Here is a 24,269-nt window from a genome sequence, read left to right as displayed (position 1 = left end):
AGCATTGGGATCCGAGGGTGACTGTCTACCTGCCGATCGCGGAACTGTCGGTAAACGTGTTCATCATACTGGGCATGGGTGCGGCCGTCGGTTTCCTGTCCGGAATGTTCGGCGTCGGCGGCGGCTTTCTGATCACGCCACTGCTGATCTTCTACAATATCCCTCCCATCGTTGCCGTCGCGACCGGCGCAAACCAGGTCGTGGCCTCCTCGGTTTCCGGCGCCATCACCCATTTCCGCCGCGGCTCGCTCGACCTGAAGCTCGGCGGCATCCTGCTTGCCGGCGGTCTTGTCGGCGCCACCGTCGGCATGTGGATCTTCGTGGCGCTGAAAAAGCTCGGCCAGATCGACCTGATCATCTCGCTGCTCTATGTCGTGCTGCTCGGCACCGTCGGCACGCTGATGCTGGTCGAGGGCGTCGGTGCGCTGCGCCGCTCCAAGAGCGCGACGCCGGTGGCGGTGAAGCGCTCCGGCCAGCACATGTGGATCCACAAGCTGCCGCTGAAGATGCGCTTCAAGAAATCGAAGATCTATCTGAGCGCCATCCCGGTCGTGGTGCTCGGTTTCCTGATCGGCATGCTGACCCCGATGGGCATCGGCGGCGGCTTCATTCTCGTGCCCGCGATGATCTATCTTCTGCGCATCCCGACCAATGTCGTGGTCGGGACCTCGCTGTTCCAGATCATCTTCGTATCGGCCTATACGACGATGATCCAGGCCGGCACGAACTATTCCGTCGATATCGTGCTCGCCGCACTGCTGATCGTCGCCGGCGTTGTCGGCGCGCAGTACGGCGTGCGTGTCGGGCAGAAACTGCGCGGCGAACAGCTGCGCGTGCTGTTGGGCCTGCTGGTGCTTGCCGTCGGCATCCGACTGGCAATCGACCTGGTGCTGACGCCGGCCGATCTCTATTCCATCACCGTGGGAGGCTCCAGAGGCTGATGTGCCGCTTCCTGCTTGCCCTTCTGATGCTTTGCGCGACGGTCCAGATCGCCGCGGCACAGGTGCCGCTGCCATCCGGTGTGACAGGCGTCGAAGGCGCGGAGGGCCTCGACATCGGCACCTCGACCAACGAGATCGCCATCACCTCGGATTTTCGCGGTGCCAACCTGACGGTGTTCGGCGCGCTCACCAATACCGACCAGCTGCTTCTGGCCATCGGCCAGTACGACGTGATCGTCACGCTGGAAGGCCCGCGCGAGGACGCCACCGTGCGCCGCAAGGAGCGGCTGTTCGGCATCTGGGTCAACCGCCGCTCGATGACCTTCGAGGCGCCGCCCGAATCCTATTCGCTCGCCAGCACCCGGCTCGTCAGCGACATCGCCTCCCCCGACCTGCTCAACAGCGTCGGCGTCGGCATTCCGCATATCCCGCTGACCCCCATCGGCTATTTCGCGCCGGACACCAACATGACCAGCTTTCGCGACGCCTATCGGCGGCTCAGCGTGGCAAGCGGGCTCTACCAGGCCGAAAACAACGGCGTGCGCTTCGTCTCCTCCAACCTGTTCAAGGCGACACTCAAACTGCCGGCGAATATCCCGAACGGCGTCCACATGGTACATGCCTATCTGTTCAAGAGCGGCAGCTTCATCGCCCAGAAGGAACTGCCCCTGCGGGTGATCAAGACCGGACTGGAGGACACGATCTCCCAGGCGGCGCACGAAAAGCCGCTGCTTTACGGCCTGTTTGCCGTCGTGCTGGCCATGCTGACCGGCTGGAGCGCCAGCGTCATCTTCCGCAAGGACTGACCCCCCTAAAACTTGCCCGGCCATGGCGGGGATATCGTCATGCGAGTGTCATCTGCCGGACCTATAGGTCCGGTATAGATCACACTTGGAGAGGGATAATCCATGCGCACTCTTTTTGCTGCCCTTGTGGCGACCACGGCCCTGGTCGGTTCGGCCCATGCAGCGACCGTCTATCCGCTGGACCGGGCGACGATTCTCAGCGGCTCGCCGTTCGATTTCAAGGTCGAGTTCGACGCCATGATCAAGCCCGAAGACGTCAAGGTCACGGTCAATGGCGAGGATTACAAGTCGGTTCTGGGTTCGGAAGCCGAGTTCGTCGCCGAAGAGAAGGGCAAGGACGACAAGGCGCTCGGCTCGGCGCTGGTGCTGCGCGGCGTCAAGCTTTCGGCCGGCACCTACACGGTTGAAGCCAAGGCCGGCGACGAGTCAAAGTCGGTTACCTGGGACGTCTACGCCACGCCGGACAAGCCGGTTGCCAAGAACGTCATCTTCTTCCTCGGCGACGGCCTTTCGGTCGCCCACCGCACGGCTGCCCGCATCATGTCCAAGGGCATGACCGAGGGCAAGGCGAACGGGCGCCTGGCCATGGACGACCTCGACCACATGGCCTTCATCGGCACGTCGGCCACCAATTCGATCAATACCGATTCGGCCAACACCATGTCGGCCTACATGACCGGCCACAAGTCGGCGATCAACGCCATCGGCGTCTATGCCGACCGCACTGCCGATCCGTTCGATGACCCGAAGGTCGAGAACATCGCAGAGGCGCTCCGCCGCACGACGAAGAAGTCGATCGGCATCGTCGCCAAGTCGGAACTGGAAGACGCAACGCCGGCCGCCGTCGTCTCCCACACCCGCCTGCGCGACGAGAAGGCCGCCATCGTCGGCATGATGCTCGACGTCAAGCCCGAGGTCGCACTCGGCGGCGGCTCGGCCTATTTCCTCAACAAGGAAACCCCCGGCTCGAAGCGCAAGGACGACAAGGACTATATCAAGCTGTTCCAGGACGCCGGCTACACGATCGCTACCAACAGCGCCGAACTGGAAAAGGTCGCAACCGACAATCCCGAGCACATGCTCGGCCTGTTCCACACCGGCAACATGGACTACGCGCTCGACCGCCTGCAGTTGAAGAAGGGTTCCGTCGACAAGTTCCCGGATCAGCCGGGCCTGGTCGAGATGACCAAGGTGGCACTCGCCAAGCTCGACCAGAATCCGGACGGCTTCTTCCTGATGGTCGAAGGCTCCGACATCGACAAGGCCAGCCACCCGCTCGACATGGAACGCGCCGTCTATGACACGATCGAATTCGACCAGGCGATCGGGATTGCCCGCGAATACCAGAAGGACCATCCCGATACGCTGATCGTGGTGACCGGCGACCATACCCACGGCGTGACGCTGATGGGCATGATCGACAACACCAAGGGCGAGACCGGCCGCGAGAGCTTCAAGGTCGGCGCTGCCGCAGGCTTCCCGACCTATACCGACGAGGACCATGACGGCTTCCCCGACAAGGTCGATGCCGACCGGCGCCTCGCCATGTTCGTCTCCAACTTCCCCGACCACTACGAGACCTTCCAGCCGAAAATGGACGGCCCGTTCGAGCCGGCGGTGAAGAACGAGAAGGGCGAATATATCGCCAACGAAGCCTATAAGGACGTGCCCGGCGCGATCTTCGAGGAAGGCAATCTGCCGAAGGACGAATCGACCGGCACCCATTCGGTCGATGACGTCGTGCTGCAGGCCGCCGGCCCCGGCGCGGACGGCTTCAAGGGCTATATGGAAGAAAGCGACGTCTACAAGGTCATGGTCGACGCGCTTGCCCTCGGGGCGGCCAAGACCAACTGACCCCGGGCTCTGATGGCTGACACCGTCCGGGCGGCGCCTGCCGCCCGGACATTGCCGTTCTGCGGCGCCTAAAAGACAAGGTCGAATATCGGAGATATGCCCATGTCCCCCCTGCTCCCGCCCCATCTGTCGCGCCGTGCACGGCTGACCCGACGCGCACTGCTTGCCGGGCTCGGCACGCTCGCCCTGCCGCTTGCAGGCCCCGCCCGTGCCGCGCTGCCCGCTCTGACCTTCGACGAACTCTACGGCAAGGTGAGCCCGCTGGGACTGGAATTCTCCGACAAGGTGAAACAGCTGACAGGCAAGCAGATCGCCATGCGCGGCTTCATGGCGCCGCCACTGAAGGCCGAGGCGAGCTTCTTCGTGCTCACCGAAATCCCGATGGCGCTCTGCCCGTTCTGCTCGTCGGATGCCGACTGGCCGGACAATATCGTTGTCGTCTATCTTGACGAAAAGCAGACCTTCGTCCAGCCAAGTACCCAGATCGAGGTGACCGGCATGCTGGAAATGGGCTCCTGGACCGATCCGGAAACCGGTTTCGTCAGCCTGCTCAGGCTCCGGCAAGCCCGCTACAGCGTGGCCTGATGACCAGGCTCGACCTTTCCCTCGAAGACGCCCGCGTCAGCTTTGCCGGACTTGCAGCACCCGTGCTCGAGATCGACCGGCTTGCGATCACCGCCGGTGAGCATGTCTGCATCACCGGAGCCTCCGGCTCTGGCAAGAGCACGCTGGTCAACATCATCACCGGACTGGAAGGGCTGCGCCACGGCCGCGTGCTCTGGAGCGACACCGATCTTGCCACACTATCGGAAGGCCGCCGCGACCGCTGGCGGGCGGAAAATGTCGGGCTGGTGATGCAGGACTTTCATCTGTTTCCCGGCCTGTCTGCCCTCGACAACGTGCTATTGCCGGCACGGCTCGGAGGACAGGCGACCAAAGCGCGACAGGCGCGGGCCGGCGATCTTCTCCAGCGCTTCGGGCTGGAACGCCCGGACCAGGCGATCGAGACGATGTCGCGCGGCGAAATGCAGCGGGTGGCGGTGGCGCGCGCCCTGCTGCGGCAACCCGGCGTGATCGTCGCCGACGAACCGACCGCCAGCCTCGACAGACAGAGCGGCAGCGTGGTCGCCGACCTGCTGCTGGACGTCGCCGCGGCGGAAGGCAGCACCCTGATCGTCGTGTCCCATGATCCGCGGCTGATCGACCGGCTGCCGCGGCGGATCGAGCTTGCCAGCGGCCGGATTGCCGCCGACCGACGCGAGGCGGTGGCGGCATGATGCGGTTCATCGTCTCCGACCTCCGACGCGTCTGGCTCGGCAGCCTCGTCATCGCCCTGCTGGTCGCGCTGTCGACCGCGCTGGTGGTGACCGTCACCCTGCAGGAGCGGGCGCTCAGGCTCGGCAGCGCCCGCGCCGCCGACAAGTTCGATCTGGTCATCGGCGCGGCGGGCAACGAGACGCAGCTGGTGCTGTCCTCGGTCTTTCTGCAAGCGGCGCCGATACCGCTGACCGAAGGTCATGTGCTGGCTGATCTGCAGGCCGATCCGCGTGTCGAATGGGCGGCCCCGGTGGCCTTCGGCGACAGCTTCGCCGGCTATCCGATCATCGGCACGACGACGGCGCTGATCGCCGGCACGACGCCCGGGTTTGCCGAAGGAGCGATGTTTGCCCATGAGGGCGAAGCCGTGGTCGGCTCGGCCGTGCGGCTGAAGCCCGGCGACCAGGTAAAGCCGATGCACGGTACCGCCGCAGAAGGTGGCCATACGCATACCGAACTTGCCTACACCGTCACAGGCCGACTGCAGCCAACGGGCACCGCCTGGGACCGGGCGATCCTCGTGCCCGTACAGGCGGTCTGGCAGATTCACGGGCTGGAAGAACACGAGCACGCAAAGGGGCACGAGGAGGCCATCGGGCACGATCATGATGACGAGGTGGCCGAGGACACGCATGCGGATGACACGGCCGCGGCGGATGATCACGACGACGACCATGATCATTCAGGCGGCCATATCGATGCCTACGCTCCGCTCGACGAGACCTTCGGCCCAGGCGATCCCGGTGTGCCGGCGATCCTCGTCAAGCCGAAGTCGATCGCCGATGCCTACAAGCTGAGGCAGCAGTTTCGCGGCGGCGACACGGTCGGCGTCTTTCCCGGAGAGGTGTTGACGCGTCTCTACGCGACGCTCGGCGACGCCAAGCTGGTGCTGCAGGCGGTCGCCTTCGGCGCGCAGGTGCTGGTGGCCGCTGCCCTGATACTGGTAACCGTGATGCATGTCAGCCAGCGGCGTCGGCAGATCGGTGCCCTCAGAGCCTTCGGCGCGCCGCGGCTGTCGATCTCGCTGATCGTCTGGAGCGAGCTGATGCTGGTGATCGTGGTCGGCATCGCCGCTGGTATCGCCATCGGCTATCAGGCGGCAGCCATGATCTCCAGCGTCTTTACCGCGCGAAACGGCTTCGGCCTGCCGGTCTCCTTCACCAAGGCAGACATGCTGCAGCTTGCCGCCACCCTGGCCTTCGCCGCCGTCCTTGCCGCCCTGCCGGCGCTGCTCGCCTATCGTCAGTCACCGGCGCAGGCGCTAAGGGGATGAGGTCCCGCCGAAGGAGAGCGCCTTACCTTGGCCGGCGATCCGCAGCAAATGCCGTAGGCGCGCGATCTCGGCCCCGGGATCGGTGAGCCAGGCCTCATAGGCGCCGATCCCCCAAGCATACTCTGCCCGACACAGCGTCTCTGCAAGCCCCGGATCGGACTGGCAAACGGTTTCGTAGAGCGCCAGCAGGCGCTCGTCGGTCACGACCTCGAACAGGGCGTGCCGGACCAGCCGATTCAGCGCCGAGGTCGCATCGGCCAGCGCCTGCTCGATCTCTTCGGCGCCAGCCGGACCGAAGGGCGTCGAATAATAGACGATATCGTCCCCAAGACTGCTCTCTTCGAGCATTTCGACGATAACGGCGATAGCGCGGCGCGAACCGCATTGCAGTAGCCAGTCGAACACCGCGCGCGGCTCGAACCGCGTCAACAGCAGGCTCTGAACCGAGAATCGCGAGCAGGCATTCTCCTCATGGAGGCCGAGCGGCCGTTCCGCCTCGGCAATAGCGTCCGCCTTGCGAGCATCGCGCTGCAGGCCCCGTCGGTGGCGGGCGAGCGACAGGCGCAGGGCGGCCGGCTCGTCGAAGGGGGCCGGCGAACCGCCGCGGAACCAGCCCTCGGCCGCGCGCCGCACCGCCGCGCGGATCGCCGCCTGCTCTTGCTCCGGCCAGAGCCAGAGGCCCGAGCGATAGACCTGCGCGATCGGCGACGGGAAGGCGTCGGTGTCGAAGAAACCGGCTTCCAGGAGGCGGGGAAGCCAGTGGCGGATGGAATCAAGCCCGTCGCAGCAATTGGGGTGTTCGAACAGGAACTGCCGGATGACGGCGTAATTGGCACGCTCGACTGGTTGCCTTGCAGTCAAGCGCAGTTCCTCCTGATTGTCCTCCCCAAAGCACGTCGGGCAGACATGGAGAGCGGCGCGATAATCGGCAAAGGCGTCATAGAGTGCCGCGCGGCACGTCGCGGCAGAGGGCGGCAGGACGTCCATCGGGTAGAACAGGACCGGTTCAGCCCGTTCGTCTCGCTTCTTGCTCTTCACCATGAATGAGGCCCCGCTCCTTTCGAAGTTCCTTCCCTAGGGGCCGAATACGGCGTGCGTGCGGGACGGCAGGGAAGGTCGATTATCCCATCAACCCGCTGTAGCGCACCGAATAGATGCGGTCGCGGCCGAGCAGGTGGGCGACGAGACGGTCACGCTCGAAAAGGCCGGTGAAGGCCTTGTGCCGCAGGTCGAGGCCGCCGGTGGTGACGCCGAAGGCGGGCATGACGAGGCGGGCGCCGTCCGTCGCAAAGCAGGCGCGGCGCACCGATTTTTCCCGGCGGCGGACGGTGGCTGAGGGATGCAGGTGGCCGGCGATCTCGCCGGCGACGGGGCCCTCGGACGGTTCATGAACGAAGCTCAGCCCGCCATAGGCGAGCCGGTCGGCCGAGATGCCGGGCAGGCCGAAGGCGCCGTCCGGATCGTGGTTGCCGTTGATCCAGATCCACTCGCGGCCGCGCGCCATGTCGACAATCCTCTGCCGGAAGGCGTCCGGCAGATGTGCGGACCCGCTCCGGTCGTGGAAATTGTCGCCAAGACTGATGACGACCTTCGGATCGTGCCGGGCGATCACGGCGTCGAGCAGTTTCAGCGTCGCCAGCGTGTCGTAGGGCGGCAGCATCTGGCCACGCCGGGCAAAGGCTGCGCCTTTTTCCAGATGCAGGTCGGACACCACAAGGGTGTCGAGCCCCGGCAGCATCAGCGCGCCAAAGGCATCGCAGCGCGCGGGCACGCCGGCAAGCGAGAACTCGGCCGCAAGGGCAAGCCCGGTATCGGGCAGATCCGTCAGCCTTGCCGCCAATGTCAGTCGATGCATGCTCATGCGGGTGATGTCGTTCCGTGACTTCTGAAAATTTGGGGCCGGCGTTCGGTTGTCACCTTCCCCCCCTCTGTCCTGCCGGACATCTCCCCCTCAAGGGGTGAGATCGAATCGCGGCGATGTTGTCGTGACATAGCATGGGTTTGCCGGGCGGGGAATGTCGGACGGGTTGTGGCGGGTGCTGCCAGAGGCAAGGCCTCGCGGCCTGAGGTCGTGCCCTGCGTTGGCGCACCCTTCTGCCTGTCCTCCCTCACAAGGGGCGATCGAATCGTGGGGGGCGTGACATGGCATGGGTTTGCCGGTGGATGCTGGATTGGAAGCAAGTCCCGTCCGCCTGTCGCCAGGCGCTGCGGTAGCGCAAGTCCCCCTCTGCCTGTTGGCATCTCCCTCACAAGGGGAGAGACTGTTCGGCGCCCGCTCGCCGGACTTGAAACGTCGAACCGTGCGGCACTGGCTTGGGGCTTGGGGCTTGGGGCTTGGGGCTTGGGGCTTGGGGCTTGGGGCTTGGGGCTTGGGGCTTGGGGCTTGGGGCTTGGGGCTTGGGGCTTGGGGAGCACGTTGTTGAGGCGGTCGGTTACGGCAAGCCCTCTCCCCCCTTGTGGGGGAGATGCCGGCAGGCAGAGGGGGCTGGGCCACGCGCGCTGCGGTATCCGCAGAAACGGCGCGCGATCCTACCCCAGGGCTTCGGCGATCAAATCCTCGGCAGCTTCGGCGAGCACGTCCTCGTGGGCTTCGCCGACCACCGTCTCGCGGCCGATTTCGAGCATGACGGGGACGGCGAGCGGGGAGACGTGCTCGAGGCGCATATGGGTGATGTGGCCCTTGATGCGGGCCAGCATGTCGGCGAGGCGGGCAATGTCGAGAAGGCCGCGGGCGGCATCCTGGCGGGTTGCCTTGAGCAGAATGTGGTCGGGCTCGTGGGAGCGCAGCACGTCGTAAATGAGGTCGGCCGAGACAGTGACCTGACGGCCGGATTTCTCCTTGCCCGGATGGCGCTTTTCGATCAGCCCGGCAATGACGGCGCAGGTGCGAAAGGTGCGCTTCAGCATCCAGCTTTCGTCGAGCCAGGCCTCCAGATCGTCGCCCAGCATGTCCTCGTCGAAGAGGTCGGCGAGATCGAGGCCTCCGCCTGCAATTCTCGCACCCAGATCCTCCAGGCCCCAGATGGCCAGCGAATAATCGGTGGCGACGAAGCCGAGGGGCTTTCCGCCCAGGCGCTCCAGCCGGCGGGTGAGCAACATGCCGAGCGTCTGGTGCGCCAGCCGGCCCTCGAACGGATAGGCGACGAGGAAGAAACGCTTTCCCCGTGGAAAGGTCTCGATCAGCAGCTCGCCGCGCTTTGGCAGCTTCGACTTGTCGCGCTGCAGTTCCAGCCAGTCGCGCACCTGATCGGGCAGCGACCGGCGGCGCTCCGGGTCGTCCAGCATGGCGCGCACCTGGTCGGCAAGATAGGTCGACAGCGGGAACTTGCCGCCGGCATAAGACGGGATCTTCGGGTCCTGCGAAAAGGCGTTGGACACCAGGCATTCGTTCTCGCGAATGCCCTCGAAGCGCAGCACCTTGCCGGAAAACAGGAAGGTATCGCCCTGGGACAGCTGTTCGAGGAAATATTCCTCGACCTTGCCGAGCGTCATGCCGCCGCGGCCGATGGTACCGAGCTTGTTGCGCTTGACCAGGCGCACATTCAGCATCGGGCTTTCGACGATGGTACCGAGATTCATCCGGTATTGCTGGGCGATCGTCGGATTGGAAATGCGCCAGAGCCCGTCCTTGTTGAGCCGGATCTTGGCATAACGCTCATAGGTCTTCAGCGCATAGCCGCCTGTGGCGACGAAATCGACAATCCTGTCGAAGGTGTCGCGATCGAGGGCGGCATAGGGGGCAGCGGAGGTGACCTCGTAATAGAGATCGTCGGCGGCAAATGGCGCAGCGCAGGCCATGCCGAGGACGTGCTGGGCGAGCACGTCGAGCGCGCCCTCGCCCATATCCGGCGTGTCCTGGGCGCCGATATAATTGGCGTCGAGGGCGGCCTGGCACTCCATCACCTCGAACCGGTTGGCCGGCACCAGAATGGCGCGCGACGGTTCGTCCATGCGGTGGTTGGAGCGGCCGATGCGCTGGGCAAGACGAGAGGCCCCCTTGGGCGCGCCGACATGGACGACGAGATCGACATCGCCCCAGTCGATGCCGAGATCCAGCGTCGAGGTGGCAACCACGGCACGCAGCCGGTTCTCGGCCATGGCGGCCTCGACCTTGCGCCGCTGCGAGACGTCGAGCGAGCCGTGATGCAGGGCAATCGGCAGGTTGTCGTCATTGATCGTCCAGAGTTCCTGGAACAGCATTTCCGCCTGCGACCGGGTGTTGACGAAGATCAGCGTGGTCTGGAAATCCTTCAGCGTCTCGTAGAGTTCCGACATGGCATAGCGCGCGCCATGGCCCGACCAGGGGATCCGGTCCTCGGTCTTCAGGATGGTGATGACGGGTCTCGCGCCGCCCTCGACGGTGACGAGACCGGCCTCGCGGATTTCGCCATAGTCCTGGCCGACGAGAAAGCGCTGCAGCTCCGGCGGATCGGCAACGGTAGCCGAAAGGCCGATGGTCCGAAGGTCCGGCGCGTGGCGGCGAAGCCGCGCAAGGCCGAGCGACAGCAGGTGGCCGCGCTTGGACGTGACCAGCGAGTGCAGCTCGTCGAAGATGACGAATTGCAGGTCGCGGAAGAAGCGCTCCGCCTCGCCATTGGCAATCAGCAGCGCCACCTGCTCCGGCGTGGTCAGCAGGATGTCGGGCGGATTGAGCTTCTGGCGCTGGCGCTTGGCGGCGGGCGTATCGCCGGTGCGGTTCTCGATGCTGATTGCAAGTCCCATCTCCTCAACCGGTTTCGTCAGATTGCGCTCGATATCGACGGCGAGCGCCTTCAATGGCGAAATGTAGAGCGTGTGGACGCCGGTGAACGCCTCCCCCGGCTTCCTGCGTCCACGACGGACGAGATCGGTGAGCGACGGCAGGAAACCGGCAAGCGTCTTGCCGGCTCCGGTCGGCGCGATCAGCAGCGTGCTCTCGCCACGCTCGGCCCGCGCCAGCAGTTCCAGCTGATGGGCACGCGGCTGCCAGCCCTTGTCCGCGAACCAGCGGAGGAAGGGGGCGGGCAGCATCTCGCCGGTCAGGCTGTGGTCACCAGGGTCATCGAGCACTCCGAAAAGGTAGTCTCATTGTGCACGAAGAAAAGCCCCGGGCGGCAGGATCATGCGACTACATCGCGATATAGCGGTCGCGGCGGTGATTGATGGCGAGCGTCAGGTTGAGCACCACGGCACCGGCGATCGAGCAGGCGATGATGAAGGGGCTGGCGACGAAGAAGGAGCAGACCAGCACGCAGCTGTCGAAACCGAGCTGGACGAAGCCGGCGCGCCAGCCGAAGCGGTCCTGCAGATAGAGCGCCAGAATGCCGAAACCGCCGAGGCTCGCGCGGTGGCGGAAGAGAACAAGCATGCCGGTGCCGATCAGCAATCCGCCGAAAACGGCGGCCACCAACGGCTGCAGATGGGCAAGGCCGATGGCATCCGGCAAAAACTCGGTCAGAAGCGAGGTGACGGCAATGGCGATGAAGGTCTTGACGCAGAAGCCGAGCCCGATGCGGCGATAGGCGATCCAGTAGAATGGCAGGTTGACGATGAAGAAGATCAGGCCGAAGGCGTAGCCGGTGGCGTAATGCAGCAGGAAGGCAACGCCGGCAGTGCCGCCGGTCAAGAGCCCGGCGCTGGACAGCAGCAGCACGCCGAGCGAGGCGAGCATGGAACCGGCCGTCACGGCCTGCGCGTCTTCGAGTGCCGAATGGCGATCGGACTGCGAGGTCCAGAGACCATTCAAGCTGCGCCGGGTCGTCGTCGTCGTCATGTATCGTTCCCCTGGTGTCGGCCGGCCGCGACACGCGATCATGTCGGTCGGATCAGGCGGCGTGCCCTGACTGCAGCGGGCACGATCTTGCCCCGAGGGTTACAACCATGCACGGATGGAGGCAATGGGCCGGATTTGCCGCCCTGCCCTGTCAGCGCTGCGCGATATAGCGGTCGGAACGGTGGTTGATCGCAACGAACAGGTTCATCACCGCCGCGCCGAGCACCGAGCAGGCGACGATCTCGGGGCTCACCACGGTGAAGGCAAGCGCCATGATGACAAGATCGTGGACGAGCTGGACGAAGCCGGCGCGGATGCCGAAACGATCCTGGATGTAGACAGCAAGAATGCCGATGCCGCCGAGGCTTGCGCGGTGGCGGTAGAGCGCCAGCAGGCCGTAACCGAGCAGAAGGCCGCCAAGGGCTGCGGCCCAGACCGGATTCATCCACTGGATGGAAATGAAACGCGACTGCAGTTCGACCAGGCCCGAGGTCAGGCCTATGGCCAGGAACGTCTTCAGGGTGAAGTCGAGACCGACCCGTTTGAACGCCAGAATATAGAAGGGCATGTTGAGCAGGAAGAACAGCACGCCGAAGCTCCATCCGCCCCAGTAATGCAGGAGGAAGGCGGCACCGGCCATGCCGCCGGTCAATAGCTCGACCTTGCCGAGCAGGAACAGTCCCAGCGCGGAAATCATGCTGCCGCTGAGGATGCCCTGGATGTCTTCCAGTGGCGTGTGGCGGGCCGGGTTCTTCTTGCCAGCGGCCATAATGTCGGTGATCATTGCCATGTCGGTCGGCGCCCCTATCCCGTGAAAGAGACCAATTTTCCAGCATTCCGGGTATAAGGATGCGGCCAATCGCGGCAAGGCACAAGGGTGATGGGTCAACAAAGCTGACCTATCGGAAAAATCGCAAGAAACGAACCTTCACCGGGTTTTCACTGCAACAAACAGGATGCCGAAGACCGGTTTTCCGCCATCCATGCGAATGACGGTCTTGGAGGTCGTGCGGGTTTCGAAGCCGATTGTCGAAAGAAGCTGACGCACATAGGTTTCCGAATGCACGTAGCGCAGCGACTCGGCGAGGTCGAAGCCTTCGCGATCACCGGCATCTTCGACCGAGAAGGCCAGAATGGCGCCGGGCGCGGCGAGCCTGGCGATGAGCTGCATGGTCGGCTCGAGATTGCCCAGATACATCATCACGTCGGCCGCGCAGACGAGATCGGCCCGGGCCGCGCCGGCGCCTTCTGCAAACAGGCCGGACGTCTCCGCGTCGAGCGACAGGTCGGCCTGCGCCAGCCGGTCGTAGAGCCCCTTCTCCTCGGCCTTGGCAAGCATGCCGGTCGACAGGTCATAGCCTTCGAGATCGAGGCAGAGATCGCGGATCTCCACCCCCAGCAGCCCGGTGCCGCAGCCAAGGTCGACGGCGCGGGCGAAGGGCCCGGTCGGCACAACGGTCTTGCGGATCAGCGCCGACAATTCGACGGGCACGCTGTAGTCGAGCTTCTCGACCAGTTGCGCCTCGAAGCGATCGGCATAGTCGTCGAACAGCGCCTCGACATAGCGGCTCGGCGGCTGGTCCGGCACTTCCGTGGCGCCAAGGCGGGCAAGCTTCAAGGAGGCCGCGAAGATGTCGTCGGGATCGAGTTCGAGCACTTTTTCGAGCGCGGCTGCCGCCTTCTTTTCGTCGCCGGCCTTTTGCGTGAAATCGGCCAGCTGCTGCCAGCCGGCGACCCAGCCGGGCGCCAGTTCCAGCGCCTGCTCCATCAAGTCGGCGGCTGCCGCCGGATCGCCGCTTTCGTCCAGCATTCGTGCGTAATCGGCGCGCCGGTCGATCACGACGTCGCCGGAGGAGAATTGCATCGGGTGCATTTTGCGTTTTCCTGAGGGCCAGCGCTCTTGACCGATCCGCGATGAAAAGACAAGAGCTAACTTCTGAAAGGCACGAGGCCGGCCGGCGGCGGAACTTGCGAGTGCCGCAATCGCCGCCTATCTCTTGGCCGAACAAGGAGTTTCCGTATGTCCGAACGCGTGAACCGGTTTCTGGGCGACACGGTCGCCCGCACCATCGTCAAGCTGATCGTGGTGTCGCTGATCGTCGGCTTCGTCATGGCCTATTTCAACATAGACCCCTATGACATCGTCTACGGCGTCCAGCACTTCGTGCTGAATCTCTGGCATCGGGGCTTTGCCGCGCTCGGCAGCGTCGGACAATATCTGCTACTCGGCGCAACCGTGGTGATCCCGGTCTTCCTCATCATCCGCCTGATGAGCGCGCGGTCCTGAGCATGACGGATACTTTCCTGACGCGCCGCACCGCGCTTCGCCTCGGCCTCGTATCCATGGCCGGCCTGGTGTCGGCCTGCACCACGACATCGGTATTCGACGTCGGCGACAGCAAGGCCGAAGACCAGACGGCGGCCGCCCTGCCGCTGACGAATGCCGTGCGCGCCACGCATGGCCTGCCGCCGCTATCGGTCAATGTCGAGGCCAGCCGGGCAGCGCTGCACCAGGCGGCGCGCATGGCAAAGGCGCAGAAGATGAGCCATCTCATCGGCTTTCGCGACAGTTTCTACGACCGGATGAAATCCTCCGACGTGACCCTGCCGGCAGCGGAAAACATCGCGACCGGCCAGAAGGACGTGGCCGCGGCTGTCGATGCCTGGGTTCACTCGCCGAAGCATCTGAAGAACATGCTTGGAAATTACAGTGGGCTGGGCGTGGCCGTCGCTTATGACAGCTCCACAAAACGTCCCTATTGGGCCATGGTGCTATCCAACTGAGGCGATTCCCGCCCTGCAGTCAGCATCGCAAGAGGATACCCAAGGGATGGACAGCCCGGCCAGCGCCCGCCAGACGGGCGGCGCATTTCCCGTTACCCACCGGCTCGTGCTGTCGATCGCTATTCCGATGACGCTCGGCTTCCTGACCACGCCGCTGCTCGGGCTGACTGACACGGCCGTGGCCGGGCGCACCGGCGAGGCCGCGGCCCTTGCAGGCCTTGCGGTCGGGGCGGCCCTGTTCGACCTGATCTTCGCCAGCCTGAATTTCCTGCGCTCGTCCACCACCGGTCTGACGGCGCAGGCCTATGGCCGGGGCGACCGGCACGAGCAGCAGGCAGTGTTCTGGCGCTCGATGGTGCTATCGATTGCCGTCGGACTGACGATCCTGGCGCTTTCTCCGCTGCTGCTGCCGCTCGGCCTCTGGCTGATGGGACCGACCGGGGCGGTGGCCGTGGCGACCACCACCTATTTCTCGATCCGGATCATCGCCGGGCCGCTGACGCTTGCCAATTACACGCTGCTCGGCTTCATTCTCGGGCGCGGACAGGGGCGAAACGGATTGCTGCTGCAGGCAATCCTCAACGGCACGAATATCGTGCTGTCGATCTATCTGGGCCTGACGCTCAAATGGGGGATTGCCGGCGTCGCCTGGGGCACGCTGTTTGGCGAAGGGGCCGCCTTCCTCGCGGGCCTCGGCATGGTGCTCTACCAGTTTCGCGGAGAAGCCAGGCCGACGCTACGCGAAATCTTCGACGGCGCCCAGCTGAAGCGGTTGTTTTCGCTCAATCGCGATATCCTGGTCCGTTCGTTTTCGCTACTCGCAGCCTTTACCCTCGTCACCCGGATCGGGACGGGGTTCGGGCCAACCGTTCTGGCGGCCAATGCGATCCTGATGAACATCTTTCTCGTGGCGGGCTATTATCTGGACGGTTTCGCCAATGCCGCGGAAACCATTACCGGCCGGGCGATCGGTGCCAACTACCGGGCGGGTTTCGTGCGCGCGGTGCGGCTGACGGCGATCTGGTCGTTTGCGCTGGCCGCGGTCACCACCGCCTTTTTCCTCGTCTTCGGCGATGCCGTGATCGATCTGCTGACGACGGCGCCGGAGGTGCGCGACACGGCCTATGTCTACCTGCCTTGGGCCGCGCTGACGGCGCTGACCGGCGCACTCGCCTTCCAGATGGACGGCGTGTTCATCGGCGCGACCTGGTCGGTCGAGATGCGCAACATGATGGTGGCAGCGCTTGTCGGCTTCCTGCTGAGCCTCGCCGTCCTGGTGCCGCTTGCCGGCAATCACGGCCTGTGGGCAGCGCTCAACCTGTTCCTGGCGATGCGCGGGATCTTCCTGCTGCTGCGGCTGAAGCCGAAGCTCGATCAGACCTTTGCCGAAAGCCAGTAGTCGAGACGGCTATCGCGCAGATCGCGGATCGATGAAAGGCCCTGCTCTTGCAGATGGCGGGACATGCCCTTGACGATGCGGCCCGGCAGCGCCGGCCCTTCGTAGACCATTGCGGAATAGAGCTGCACGAGATCGGCGCCGGCACGAATCTTGTCGAGCGCCGTCTCCACCGAATGCACGCCGCCGACACCGATGATCGGCAGATCCTTGCCAACCCGGTGGCGCATGCGGGCAAGTACCGCGGTCGCCTTGTCGAACAGCGGCTTGCCCGACATGCCACCCGCCTCGCCGGCCTGGCGCTGGTCGCCGAGGCCCTCGCGCGACAAGGTCGTGTTGGAAACGATCAGCCCGTCGAGGCTGGAGGCGAGCACCACCGCTGCGATGTCGTCCATCCCCTCCTCGGTCAGATCGGGGGCGATCTTGAGGAAGACCGGACGCTTGACGCCGCTCGTCGCCGCCTCCTCGTCGCGGGCCGCGAGCACGGCCGTCAACAGTGCGGCAAGGCTGTCGCGTGCCTGCAGGTCGCGCAGGCCCGGCGTATTGGGGGACGAGATATTGGCGGTGAAATAGCCCGCCACACCGTAAAAGGTGCGGATGCCGGCGACATAGTCGGCAATGCGGTCTTCACTGTCCTTGTTGGCGCCGATATTGACGCCGACCAATCCACCCGGGCCGCGGGCAAGCAGGCGGGAGAGCGCGGCAGCATGGCCCTCATTGTTGAAACCGAGACGGTTGATCACCGCCTCGTCGCGCTCCAGCCGGAAGATCCGCGGCTTGGGATTGCCCGATTGCGGACGCGGCGTCAGCGTACCGACCTCGGCAAAGCCGAAACCGAGCTTCATCAGCGCGTCCGGCACCTCGGCGTTCTTGTCATAGCCGGCGGCGATGCCGAGCGGATTGGCAAAGGTGAGGCCGGCGACCGTCTGCCTGAGCTTCGGATCCACCGGCACGTCGCAGGATGGCAGCAGGCCGGAGCGAAGCGCTGCCAGCGACAGACCATGCGCCACTTCCGGATCGAGCAGGAAAAGGCCGCGGCGGCCGAACGACTTGAAGAAATCGGTCATGGATGAAGCTCCGGAAAGACATGGGCGCCATCGGCCCCGAGCGGCAAGGGCGCCTCCCAAAGAACCGCGTCGAGCGGCAGGGATGCGTAGAGATGCGGGAAAAGATCGCCGCCACGCGAGGCCTCGAATTTGAGTGCCTCGCCCAGAGACGCGCCATCGACGGCCACCAGCAACAGGTCGTCCTGGCCGGCGAAATGCAGCCTTGCGGTCTCGACGGCCTGGGCGGCGGTGGAGAAATGGATGAAGCCGTCCTTCAGATCGATCGGGGCCCCGGCAAAGACACCTGTTTCCCGGACCGTCTGCCACATTTCCCGCGGCACGATCTTGTAGACTGTGTTGGCCATGGCCCCTATCCTTCATCAATACGGATGTGCGGCCATGCGATTAGCGGGAAATGCCGCATGTGTCCATGTCGGGCCGTGCACGCCAATCGCCGAGACGGCATCGGCTGCGACAGAACGCCGATGAACGAGACGCCACCCGAGGGAGGAGACCCCAATGTATCGCCAGGCTTTGCTTGCCGCCTCGCTATTTGCCCTACTGCCGGCATCGGTCGGCGCCGAGGATCTGGAAAACGGACGCTACACCTTCCAGCCGATGGAGAACGGGCTGGTCAGGCTCGACACCCGCACCGGTGCGATGTCGCTCTGCCAAGACAAGGACGGCGCCCTGATCTGCCGGATGGCCGCCGACGAGCGCGCCGCCTATGAGGAACAGCTCGACCGGCTGGAAAAGCGGGTAACGGCGCTGGAAACCAGGATCGACAGCGGCGGCACCGCCTTGTCGTCGCGCAACGGGACCCTGCCCGATGACGCCGAGATCGACCGGTCGCTCGGGATCATGGAGCGGTTCATGCGATCCTTCTTCGGCATCGTCAGGGAATTCGAATCCAAGGACAAGGACGCGACGCCGACGGCGCAGTCCTACTGATCCGCTGCCTGCTGCCGCAGACCGCTCAGTTGCGGGACGCCACGAGGTTGACCAGGCTGACGAGGCCGTCGGTGCGGGAAAGCTTGCGGGCGAGATCCAGCCGCTCCTCGGTCGTTCCCTTCGGCTCGATCGAGGCCCGGACGATGGCTTCCGCGAGCGCCGTCCCGTCGCCGGGCGGCGTCATGTAAGCGAGGTCGCCGAGAAAGTCGGCAAGTTCCGTGCCCGGATCGGCCGTCACCACGATCTGCTTGCCGGAGGCCAGCATGCCGCCGAGCTTGGATGGCAACACCAGATCGGCAGCGCCCTTTTCCTGCGGCAGAGCATGCAGGTCGGCCATGCTGAGGAATTCGTTCAGCCGCTCATAGGGCTGGAAGGGGAGGAAGCGGACATTTGCCAGATGCGCATAGCGTTGCATCAGCTCAGACTTGGCCGGCCCTTCGCCGGCGACGACGAATTTCAGCCGCGGCTCGTGCTGCAGGCGATCGGCGGCGTCCAGCAGGATATTGAGACCCTGCTTGGCGCCGATATTGCCGGAATAGAGCACGACGAAATGATCCGGCTGGTAGCCCAGTTCCGCGCGGTAGGGGCTCTCGCCTTTCAGCGGAAAGATATAGCTCAGATCGACCCAGTTGCGGACGATCGAGATACGCTCGGGCCGGACGCCCTTGGAAGCAATCTTCTCGGCCATGCGGCTGGAAATCGTCACGATACGGCCGAAGCGGCCGAGAGCGAAACGTTCGAATACGAAACCGAGCTTGCGGAGCCAGGCGCCGCCCTTCAGGTGGCCGACGGCAAAGGCAGCATCGACCTCGAGATCCTGCACATGCAGCACGGTGCGGCTACCGGAAAGCCAGGCCGCGAACTGGGCTGCCGGGGCGGCAAACAGCGTCGGCTCGACGCAGAACACCACTTGCGGGCGCCAACGCAGGATCTGCCAGATGACGACAGGGGCTGAGGCGACGGCAAAACTTAAAGGTGCCAGCAGCCGCCAGATGCCGCCCATCTTTTCGCGCAGCATCAAAGGCACGCGTATCACCCGGACGCCGCCCTCCTCGCCGGCGGAATAGCGGTTGGCGAAGTCGTTCCGCACCCTCCAGCCCGGATAATGCGGAGGTGTGGTAACGGCCACCACCCTTGCACCGCCCTCGGCCATATATTCGGCAATCTCGCCGGTATAGCGGCCGACGCCGGCCATTTCGGGCGCGAAATTCATGCCGTAGACGACGACGCATTTAAGCCGGCCGACGGCCTCGGCCGTCTTTGCGGCCGTCTGAACCGGGGCAGCCTCGAGGACACCCGGGTGAACCAGTTCAGTCATGGCAGGCCTCCCCGGCAACGGGAGATGGCATGGGGCTTTCAAAAACACGACGCGGCAAGACAAATATCGTCTCCGCCCGTTGCGCCGACAACAAGGCAATATCGCTCACGGTAATATCCTCTTCATGCAAAAAGCATGGGAACACGGCATGCCGGCTGGGGAAATCGGGACCCCAAACCCTTAAAAATAGAAATTCAAATACAGTCTTGGCATTTCAGGCAGGCAGCCGAAAAAGCAATATGATTTTCGGCTGCCAGTCGTACGGCTTGCAGGCGGTCGTCAGTCCGCCCTGCCGACGCTGTCATAATAAAATCCGGCGTCAGCGACCTGCTTGCGGTCATAGATGTTGCGGAAGTCGACCAGCACCGGTGCGGCCATGCGGGTCTTGAGGTCGGCGAAATCGAGATCGCGGAAATGCTTCCATTCCGTGATGATCACCAGCGCATCAGCGTCGTCCGCAACGTCTTCGACCGTGTCGCAATAACCGATATCCGGCATGATCTCGCGGGCGGCCGGCATGCCTTCCGGATCATAGGCCTTCAGCACCGCGCCCTTGTCGAGCAGGGCCTGGACGATGGACAGCGCCGGAGATTCGCGGATGTCGTCGGTATCCGGCTTGAAGGTGAGCCCGAGGATGCCGATGCGCTTGTCGCGCAGTTCGCCGCCGACCGCCTGCTCGACCTTGCGGGCCATGGCGCGCTTGCGGGTCTCGTTGATGCCGACGATCGTTTCGATCAGCCGGATCGGGGCGGAATGGTCCTGCGCGGTCTTGACCAGCGCCAGCGTATCCTTCGGGAAGCACGAGCCGCCATAGCCCGGACCGGCATTGAGGAATTTCCGGCCGATGCGGGTGTCGAGCCCCATGCCCCTGGAGACGTCCTGGATATTGGCACCGACATATTCGCAGAGGTCGGCGATCTCGTTGATATAGGCAAGCTTCAGCGCCAGGAAGGAATTGGCCGCATATTTGATCAGCTCGGCGGTGCGGCGCGCGGTGATCACGATTGGATGCTTGGCCGGATCGAGCGGCGCATAGATGGCTTCCATCTGCGCCTGGGCGCGGTCGTCGTTCATGCCGATGACAACGCGGTCCGGCTTCATGAAGTCCTCGATCGCAGCACCTTCGCGCAGGAATTCCGGATTGGACACGACCGCGACATCAGCGTCGGGATTGGCCTTGGCCACCAGCCGCTCGATCTCGTCGCCGGTGCCGACCGGCACGGTCGACTTGGTCACGATGACGGTAAACCCCTTGACCGCGCGGGCGACTTCCTGGGCGGCCGCATAGACATATTGCAGGTCCGCATGGCCGTCGCTCTTGCGCGAGGGCGTGCCGACGGCGATGAACACCACATCCGCCTCTGCCACCGGGCCGGAAAGATCGGTCGAGAACGACAGGCGGCCCGCCTTGACATTGCTGTCGATCAGCGTGTCGAGGCCCGGCTCGAAGATCGGCACCTGGCCCACCTTCAGCTTCTCGATCTTGTCCGCGACCTTGTCGATGCAGACGACGTCATGGCCGAATTCCGCCAGGCAAACGCCCGATACAAGACCGACATAACCAGTTCCGATGATGGCAATACGCAAAGCCAGCTCCCCAAATACTTGTCCGTTATCCGCAGATAACAATACAACCGATACGCGCATCGGCCAGCCCATTCAGCCATTGCCCGATACACACGCAACTCAAGATCTTTTTGCGTGTGTATCGTATCGCAGAAGGCAAGCCAAGAGGGGCCGGGCAAAGAGGAAGAACAGTTTCCGAAACGCCTAGATTTGGGCCGTTTTCGCCGGAATTGCTACTTTAGGCACTACGCGTGCAGGTTGCTGGTCGTGTGCCAGTTCCATGCGGATTGAATGATGTCGTGCAGCCGATAGCCGGGCTCCCAGCCGAGTACCGATTTCGCCTTGTCGTTGTTGGCGACCAGCGTGGTGGAATCGCCATCCCGGCGTGCCGCAAACTCCACCGGAAACGGCTTTCCGGAAACCTCGGCAATGGTGTCGAGCAGTTCCTTGACGGTCGTGCCCGTGCCGGTGCCCAGATTGAAGGCATCCGAGGCACCGCCATCCAGCAGATATTGCAGAGCGCGCACATGGGCGTCCGCCAGGTCGAGCACGTGAATATAGTCGCGCACGCAGGTGCCGTCGCGGGTATCGTAATCGGTTCCGAACACCTTGAACCCGGCGCGGCGCCCCAGCGCGGCATCGATCGCCAGCGGGATGGCGTGGGTTTCCGGCGTGTGCCATTCGCCGATGCGGCCTTCCGGGTCGGCGCCTGCCGCATTGAAATAGCGCAGCACCACGGAGCGGAAACCGGCATACTGGTCCAAATCGGAGAGCGCTTGCTCGATGATCCACTTGGTGCGGCCATAGGGGTTGATCGGCACCTGCGGATGGGTTTCGTCCATCGGCAGGCTTTGCGGCAGGCCATAGGTGGCGCAAGTCGACGAAAAGACGAAGCCCTGGACACCGGCGGCCTTGGCCGCACCCAGCAGGGTCAGCGCCCCGACCACATTGTTGTCGTAGAAGGCGGCCGGATCCTTGACGCTTTCGCCGACCTCGATCAGGGCAGCGAAATGCATGACGGCGGTCGGCTTGTACTTGGCGAAAACCTCGTCCAACCGCTTGCGATCGCGGATATCACCCTGCTCGAGCGGACCCCATTTGACAAATTCACCATGGCCATTGGACAGGTTGTCGTAGACAACCGGCGTAAAGCCGGCCTCTGACAATTTCAGGCAGGTGTGGGAGCCGACATAGCCGGCACCGCCGACAACAAGTACGCAGACATCGCTCATCAACGCGTTTTCCCCTATATTGCTCAATGACTTTCATAAGTCCGGATCGCTTTGTTAGCAACCGCAGCAATGCGGCCAAATTCGGGGCGGCACGCGAAAGGCGAAGGCGGGCGGATTTTGTCCGGGATTGTGTCGGCGGCGAATATTTACGTTTACGTTAAAGTAATTTATCGTGATCCCTCTTGCAGTTGTGCAACAGAGACATAAGCTGGCTTGGAGGAGCCAAGCGCGGAAAAGAGGCCTAAAACCGATCCGCGCAGAATGAGGAGGATGACATGACCGATTTGGCCAAGACCGCCGAAGGCCAGGCGACAGGCAAGCCCTGGCTCGGATCCTACCCGGCATCGGTTCCGGCGGAAATTTCGCCTCTCGAACACGATTCTCTCGGGACATTCTTCGAGGACAGCTGCCGCAAGTTTGCAAGCCGGACCGCATTTTCCAGCATGGGCCGGACCCTGTCCTTCCGGGAGCTGGAAGAAGGCTCGGCCAAGATCGGCGCCTGGCTGCAGGCCCAGGGCCTGTCGAAGGGCGACCGCGTGGCGGTCATGCTGCCGAACATCCTGCAGAACCCGGTGATCGTCTACGGCATTCTGAGGGCCGGCTACACGGTGGTCAACGTCAACCCGCTCTATACGCCGCGCGAACTGCAGCACCAGCTGCAGGATTCCGGGGCGCGGATCATCTTCGTACTCGAAAACTTCGCCAATACGGTGGAGCAGGTGGCAGGCAAGACCCCGGTGGAAAAGGTCGTGGTCGCCACCATGGGCGACATGCTCGGCCTGAAGGGGCTGATCGTCAATTTCGTCGTGCGCCGGATCAAGAAACTGGTGCCGGCCTGGTCGATCCCGGGGCATCTGAGCTTCAATGCGGTGATGAAGGCCGGCGGCTCGCTCAGCCTCAAGCCGATGGATGTCACCCTCTCGGACGTGGCCTTCCTGCAATATACCGGTGGCACCACCGGCGTGTCGAAGGGCGCGACGCTCACCCATTCCAACCTGCTGTCGAACCTGAAACAGCTTTCCGTCTGGCTCGACCAGATATTCGACGGGAGGGAGCGGCCGGAGGCGATGGTCTTCATCTGCCCGCTGCCGCTCTATCATATCTTCGCGCTGACGGTGAATTCGCTGATGGGCGTTGCGATGGGCGGCCACAATGTGCTGATCGCCAATCCGCGTGACATTCCGGCCTTCCTCAAGGAAATGAAGGCGCACAAGGCGCATATCCTGCCCGGCCTCAACACGCTGTTCACCGCGATGATGAACAACGAGGCGTTCAAGGAGATCGACTTCTCTTCGCTGTTCCTGACCTTCGGCGGCGGCATGGCCGTGCAGCGGCCGGTCGCGGAGCGCTGGCGCGAGATGACCGGCTGCCCGATCACGGAAGGCTACGGACTGTCGGAGACCTCCCCTGTGGCCACCGCCAACCGGCTGGATGCTGCGGAGTTTTCAGGGATGATCGGCCTGCCGATCTCCTCGACCGATATCGAGATCCGCGATGACGACGGCGTCACCCTGCCGCTTGGCGAAGTCGGCGAGATCTGCATTCGCGGACCGCAGGTGATGGCCGGCTACTGGCAGCGGCCGGAGGAAACGGCGCGGGCCATCACCCCCGACGGCTTTTTCCGCTCCGGCGACATGGGCATGATGGACGAGCGCGGCTACATCAAGATCGTCGACCGCAAGAAGGACATGATCCTGGTCTCCGGCTTCAACGTCTATCCCAACGAAATCGAGGAAGTCGCTGCCATGCATCCGGGCGTGCTCGAATGCGCGGCGATCGGCGTCGCGGACGAGCATTCCGGCGAGGCGGTGAAACTGGTGGTGGTCAAGCGCGACCAGGCCCTGACCGAAGCGGAGCTCAAGGCTCACTGCGCCAAGCACCTGACCAACTACAAGCGTCCGCGCATCATCGAGTTCCGTTCCGAATTGCCGAAGAGCAATGTCGGCAAGATCCTGCGCAAGGACCTGCGCGACTGACGGCTCGCCCCGGACGCTGGACGACGGCGAGGCACGTGCCTAATTAGCGAGGGCACG

The 24,269-nt window shown here is 64.0% G+C and carries 22 protein-coding genes; 11 read left to right on the top strand and 11 right to left on the bottom strand.

All coding sequences use genetic code 11. The features are described from left to right. The first annotated feature begins 17 nt into the window (after positions 1-17). From J2Z17_RS13955 to J2Z17_RS13930, 6 genes are all read left to right on the top strand, one after another. On the top strand, positions 18-941 hold the full coding sequence (locus J2Z17_RS13955) for a sulfite exporter TauE/SafE family protein (protein ID WP_209946019.1): 924 nt from the start codon (positions 18-20) through the stop codon (positions 939-941). Beyond that, positions 941-1,747 (top strand): TIGR02186 family protein, encoded by an 807-nt coding sequence (locus J2Z17_RS13950; RefSeq protein WP_209946017.1) that lies wholly within the window; start codon positions 941-943, stop codon positions 1,745-1,747. The genes J2Z17_RS13955 and J2Z17_RS13950 overlap by 1 nt, the downstream gene beginning before the upstream one ends. Positions 1,748-1,849: 102 nt before the next feature. Next, a complete protein-coding gene (locus tag J2Z17_RS13945) occupies positions 1,850-3,601 on the top strand; it encodes an alkaline phosphatase (RefSeq protein WP_209946015.1) in 1,752 nt (583 codons plus the stop codon). A gap of 102 nt (positions 3,602-3,703) precedes the next feature. Continuing rightward, complete coding sequence (locus J2Z17_RS13940; protein ID WP_245224104.1) at positions 3,704-4,186, top strand: hypothetical protein; 483 nt, start codon at positions 3,704-3,706, stop codon at positions 4,184-4,186. Next, the gene (locus J2Z17_RS13935) at positions 4,186-4,878 is read left to right on the top strand and encodes an ABC transporter ATP-binding protein (protein WP_209946012.1); all 693 of its coding nucleotides are present in this window, start codon (positions 4,186-4,188) and stop codon (positions 4,876-4,878) included. The genes J2Z17_RS13940 and J2Z17_RS13935 overlap by 1 nt, the downstream gene beginning before the upstream one ends. Continuing rightward, positions 4,875-6,191, top strand: a complete 1,317-nt coding sequence (locus J2Z17_RS13930) for an ABC transporter permease (RefSeq protein ID WP_209946010.1) — start codon at positions 4,875-4,877, stop codon at positions 6,189-6,191. The genes J2Z17_RS13935 and J2Z17_RS13930 overlap by 4 nt, the downstream gene beginning before the upstream one ends. Here the strand turns inward: J2Z17_RS13930 and J2Z17_RS13925 are convergent. The 6 genes from J2Z17_RS13925 to J2Z17_RS13900 all read right to left on the bottom strand — a co-directional run bounded on the left by J2Z17_RS13925 (position 6,180) and on the right by J2Z17_RS13900 (position 13,816). Further along, positions 6,180-7,232 (bottom strand): hypothetical protein, encoded by a 1,053-nt coding sequence (locus J2Z17_RS13925; RefSeq protein ID WP_209946008.1) that lies wholly within the window; start codon positions 7,230-7,232, stop codon positions 6,180-6,182. The two genes, J2Z17_RS13930 and J2Z17_RS13925, sit on opposite strands and share 12 nt — an antisense overlap. A gap of 79 nt (positions 7,233-7,311) precedes the next feature. Further along, a complete protein-coding gene (gene pdeM / locus J2Z17_RS13920; protein WP_377300097.1) occupies positions 7,312-8,052 on the bottom strand; it encodes a ligase-associated DNA damage response endonuclease PdeM in 741 nt (246 codons plus the stop codon). Between the two features lie 668 nt (positions 8,053-8,720). Next, on the bottom strand, positions 8,721-11,201 hold the full coding sequence (locus J2Z17_RS13915) for a ligase-associated DNA damage response DEXH box helicase (RefSeq protein WP_209946330.1): 2,481 nt from the start codon (positions 11,199-11,201) through the stop codon (positions 8,721-8,723). Between the two features lie 97 nt (positions 11,202-11,298). After that, positions 11,299-11,943: a YitT family protein gene (locus J2Z17_RS13910; RefSeq protein WP_209946006.1), complete on the bottom strand. Its 645-nt coding sequence runs from the start codon at positions 11,941-11,943 to the stop codon at positions 11,299-11,301. A gap of 151 nt (positions 11,944-12,094) precedes the next feature. After that, positions 12,095-12,733, bottom strand: coding sequence for a YitT family protein (locus J2Z17_RS13905; RefSeq protein WP_209946004.1), 639 nt, complete (start codon positions 12,731-12,733; stop codon positions 12,095-12,097). Positions 12,734-12,871: 138 nt separating this feature from the next. Beyond that, positions 12,872-13,816: a class I SAM-dependent DNA methyltransferase gene (locus tag J2Z17_RS13900; protein ID WP_209946002.1), complete on the bottom strand. Its 945-nt coding sequence runs from the start codon at positions 13,814-13,816 to the stop codon at positions 12,872-12,874. Between the two features lie 147 nt (positions 13,817-13,963). Between J2Z17_RS13900 and J2Z17_RS13895 the strand changes: the two genes are divergently transcribed. Genes J2Z17_RS13895 through J2Z17_RS13885 form a run of 3 tightly spaced genes read left to right on the top strand, consistent with a single transcriptional unit; the run spans position 13,964 to position 16,126 of the window. Then, positions 13,964-14,230 (top strand): DUF6460 domain-containing protein, encoded by a 267-nt coding sequence (locus J2Z17_RS13895; protein ID WP_209946000.1) that lies wholly within the window; start codon positions 13,964-13,966, stop codon positions 14,228-14,230. Between the two features lie 2 nt (positions 14,231-14,232). Next, a complete protein-coding gene (locus J2Z17_RS13890; protein ID WP_209945997.1) occupies positions 14,233-14,727 on the top strand; it encodes a CAP domain-containing protein in 495 nt (164 codons plus the stop codon). 46 nt (positions 14,728-14,773) lie between these two features. Then, positions 14,774-16,126 (top strand): MATE family efflux transporter, encoded by a 1,353-nt coding sequence (locus J2Z17_RS13885; RefSeq protein ID WP_209945995.1) that lies wholly within the window; start codon positions 14,774-14,776, stop codon positions 16,124-16,126. Here J2Z17_RS13885 and J2Z17_RS13880 read toward each other — a convergent pair. Beyond that, positions 16,102-17,190 (bottom strand): quinone-dependent dihydroorotate dehydrogenase, encoded by a 1,089-nt coding sequence (locus J2Z17_RS13880; protein ID WP_209945993.1) that lies wholly within the window; start codon positions 17,188-17,190, stop codon positions 16,102-16,104. The genes J2Z17_RS13885 and J2Z17_RS13880 overlap by 25 nt on opposite strands. Then, entirely contained in the window at positions 17,187-17,534 is a 348-nt protein-coding gene (locus J2Z17_RS13875) for a DUF952 domain-containing protein (protein WP_209945991.1), read from the bottom strand. Before J2Z17_RS13875 ends, J2Z17_RS13880 begins: the two co-directional genes overlap by 4 nt. Before the next feature lie 154 nt (positions 17,535-17,688). Here J2Z17_RS13875 and J2Z17_RS13870 point away from each other — a divergent pair, with 154 nt between their 5' ends. Then, a complete protein-coding gene (locus tag J2Z17_RS13870; protein WP_209945989.1) occupies positions 17,689-18,120 on the top strand; it encodes a hypothetical protein in 432 nt (143 codons plus the stop codon). A 25-nt stretch (positions 18,121-18,145) separates the two neighbouring features. Here the strand turns inward: J2Z17_RS13870 and J2Z17_RS13865 are convergent, their stop codons facing one another. The 3 genes from J2Z17_RS13865 to galE form a co-directional block, all read right to left on the bottom strand. Beyond that, the gene (locus J2Z17_RS13865; RefSeq protein ID WP_209945987.1) at positions 18,146-19,438 is read right to left on the bottom strand and encodes a WcaI family glycosyltransferase; all 1,293 of its coding nucleotides are present in this window, start codon (positions 19,436-19,438) and stop codon (positions 18,146-18,148) included. A 279-nt stretch (positions 19,439-19,717) separates the two neighbouring features. Then, on the bottom strand, positions 19,718-21,025 hold the full coding sequence (locus tag J2Z17_RS13860) for a UDP-glucose dehydrogenase family protein (RefSeq protein WP_209945985.1): 1,308 nt from the start codon (positions 21,023-21,025) through the stop codon (positions 19,718-19,720). Between the two features lie 224 nt (positions 21,026-21,249). Beyond that, on the bottom strand, positions 21,250-22,236 hold the full coding sequence (galE, locus tag J2Z17_RS13855; protein ID WP_209945983.1) for a UDP-glucose 4-epimerase GalE: 987 nt from the start codon (positions 22,234-22,236) through the stop codon (positions 21,250-21,252). 275 nt (positions 22,237-22,511) lie between these two features. Here galE and J2Z17_RS13850 point away from each other — a divergent pair, with 275 nt between their 5' ends. Next, the gene (locus tag J2Z17_RS13850) at positions 22,512-24,212 is read left to right on the top strand and encodes a long-chain-fatty-acid--CoA ligase (protein ID WP_209945981.1); all 1,701 of its coding nucleotides are present in this window, start codon (positions 22,512-22,514) and stop codon (positions 24,210-24,212) included. The last annotated feature ends 57 nt before the right edge of the window (positions 24,213-24,269 follow it).

The organism is Heterorhizobium halophytocola, assembly GCF_017873095.1.
Lineage (GTDB): Bacteria > Pseudomonadota > Alphaproteobacteria > Rhizobiales > Rhizobiaceae > Allorhizobium > Allorhizobium halophytocola.
This window is presented reverse-complemented; position numbering and strand designations above follow the sequence as displayed.